2 protein-coding genes and 1 pseudogene are annotated in these 2438 nt (G+C 58.0%); 2 read left to right on the top strand and 1 reads right to left on the bottom strand.

Annotated elements, in window-relative coordinates; genetic code table 11:
• The coding region (locus GA0061101_RS38425; RefSeq protein WP_141694201.1) for a helix-turn-helix domain-containing protein at positions 1 to 162 on the top strand (162 nt) is incomplete at its 5' end.
• Between the two features lie 754 nt (positions 163 to 916).
• Here GA0061101_RS38425 and GA0061101_RS38420 read toward each other — a convergent pair.
• The gene (locus tag GA0061101_RS38420; protein WP_037200160.1) at positions 917 to 1930 is read right to left on the bottom strand and encodes an ABC transporter substrate-binding protein; all 1014 of its coding nucleotides are present in this window, start codon (positions 1928 to 1930) and stop codon (positions 917 to 919) included.
• 413 nt (positions 1931 to 2343) lie between these two features.
• Between GA0061101_RS38420 and GA0061101_RS39225 the strand changes: the two are divergent.
• Positions 2344 to 2438: pseudogene (locus GA0061101_RS39225) on the top strand (semialdehyde dehydrogenase); the annotation flags it as partial.

Raw genomic sequence — 2438 nt, 5'->3', positions numbered from 1 at the left:
GTTGCCGAGGCGCTGAGGCGCGGCAAGGCAAACAAGATCATTGCCTATGAAATGGACCTCTGCGAGAGCACCGTGAAGGTTCATATCCACAACATCATGAAGAAGCTCAATGCGACGAACCGCACGGAAGTTGCCTACAAGATCCGGGAACTCGTGCAGTAACGACGAGCTTTGTGCTGATTCCTATCACGCGTGGCCGCGTGGCTCGCTGACTCTGGGACTAGGGTTTACACTCTGGAAGTGGGGTTTGAGCTTCGCGACCCCCATCATCGCCGTCTTGAGTGTTTGGTTGAATGCGCGCATCAGTCACCGTAGACCGCAATAGAAATATGATTGCCTTACATGCACAGAGGAGAAGACCCGCCTGGCCGGTGCGATAATGTCCCGCCAAGCCGCTCCGTGATCTGCGTCTCTTTGACGGCGGATTTTTCAAGCCGGCAGTTTGACAGAGATCCTGCCGAGCATCACGCAGCATATAGAAGAGGTGGTTTGTAGGCCGCATCAGGTCCTAGCCGTGGCGTCGGTCGGCATGACGCGGGCGGTTCCTGTACAGGCGCATTCCACCAGCGATGGGCTTCGGGGCAAGCAGCGCAGCTGAAGACCCTCACGGAGCTCAAGGATGAGTTCACCGCATTGCGCACGCCCTGCCCTTCTCGAATTCGTCGAGCAGAGCAGGGAGCCGTGTGTGGATCGGCGCGAACCCCACTTTCGTGCCGTAGCCGATTTCGAATGAAATCGCTTTGAGCAAAAGGCCCAAATGTTGGTAACGTTAGCGATCCAGTGCTGTTGTCGGCGCACGACAATGACGAGACCGAGGATCTGGCTACAGCGGATTGGCTGACGTGCGGCCGGGGATGACGAAAAATTTCCGGACGGAAACCGCTCCCGGTCAACACCGAGAGCGGAGCAGCATCACTTACTTGGCGTTCTTGACGAACGCCGTCGTATAGGTTTTCGACAGGTCGATCGTCTTGCCTTGAACATTCTTCGAAAACTCGGAGAGCACGGCAAGAACGGTCTTCGGACCATCTTCCGGCATCACGCCATCAGGTGTGAACATCGCCTTGCCGTTTTCGAGCGCCTTCACATAACCCTCCTTGTCGCCGACATAAAAGTCCTTCGGCATCTTGTCGGCGATCTCGGCAGCGGAATGGGTGTTGATGAAATGCAGCGTCTTGACGAAGGCGTTGGCGAGCTTCTGGACTTCGTCCTTATGGGCGTCGACCCACGCCGCATCCATATAAAGCGACGCGGCCGGATAGGTGCCGCCAAGGACCGCCTTCGTTCCGGCCATGGTACGCATATCGATGAGGACCTTGGCTTCGCCGGTCTTCAGCAGACGCGAGATCGTCGGCTCAGTCGTCATGCCGGCCTGGATGGCGTCCTGCTGCATGGCGGCGATGAAGGTCTGGCCGGCGCCGACCGGAACGGAGGTGAATTCCCCAAGCTTCAGACCGGCCTTGACGGCCAGATACTGCGTCAGGAAATTGGTGGAGGAACCGAGGCCGGTGACGCCAAGGTTCTTGCCCTTGAAATCGGCGGGCGACTTGATCTCCGGATGCTTGGCCGACACCAGCTCGACTTCACCCGGCGCCTGGCTGAACTGCACGACGGATTCGACGAATTTGCCCTTGCCCTGAAGGTCAATGCAATGATCGTAAAAGCCGACGACACCCTGAACCGCGCCGGCAAGCATTTCGTTTTCCGCATCGACACCGGCCGGCTCGTTGAGGAGCTCGACATTGAGGCCTTCATCCTTGAAATAGCCGAGCCCTTCGGCAAGCTTGGCCGGCAGATAGATCTGCTTCTCGTAGCCGCCCACCATGATGGAAATCTTGTCGGCGGCGTGCGCCGCTGTCGCGCCGAGGGAAACGGCGGTCATGATGAGAGAAAGGGCTGCGGTATGAATAAGCGCGCGCGATGAACGCATAGATGTCTCCTCCTGTTTGAATGCCGCGGCGACACCTGGTCACCGCCTTGGCATGAGCTTCCTCCACGAAGCCAGGTAGCTTCGCACGCGCAACCTTTCAGTCAGCTTTCAATTGACATCCCCACAGGCCAATAGTGCCGGCTGAACTTCTCCAGCGCGCCTAACGTCGGTCGCAGCGGCATGTCGTGCCCGGCGCGGCCTTCGCGGGGCATTGAAATCTTGGCCGCGTGAAAACTGAGCAGAACCATTTCCGCGTCGCAGCTTCGAGTTTGCGACAGAACGCGGAAGGGCGGGCCATCCCATAATCAACAAGTCCTTTCGGCGGCGCCTCGAAAGATATCATCTGACATGGTGATTGACTCATCACACCAGTATGTGCTCCATTCCACGAATGGGAGACAGGCGAGGAAGATATGACTGCAATTGCTCTTTTCGGCGCTGGCGGCAAAATGGGCTACCGGCTCGCCAAGAATCTGAAAGGCTCGCGTTTCGACGTGCGCCACGTCGA

It is taken from the genome of Martinezella lusitana (genome assembly GCF_900094565.1).
GTDB lineage: Bacteria > Pseudomonadota > Alphaproteobacteria > Rhizobiales > Rhizobiaceae > Rhizobium > Rhizobium lusitanum.
This window is presented reverse-complemented; position numbering and strand designations above follow the sequence as displayed.

Bases quoted from the DNA above. Each gene is read 5' to 3' on its own strand.
- GA0061101_RS38420 (WP_037200160.1), bottom strand. From the start codon at position 1,930: ATGCGTTCATCGCGCGCGCTTATTCATACCGCAGCCCTTTCTCTCATC.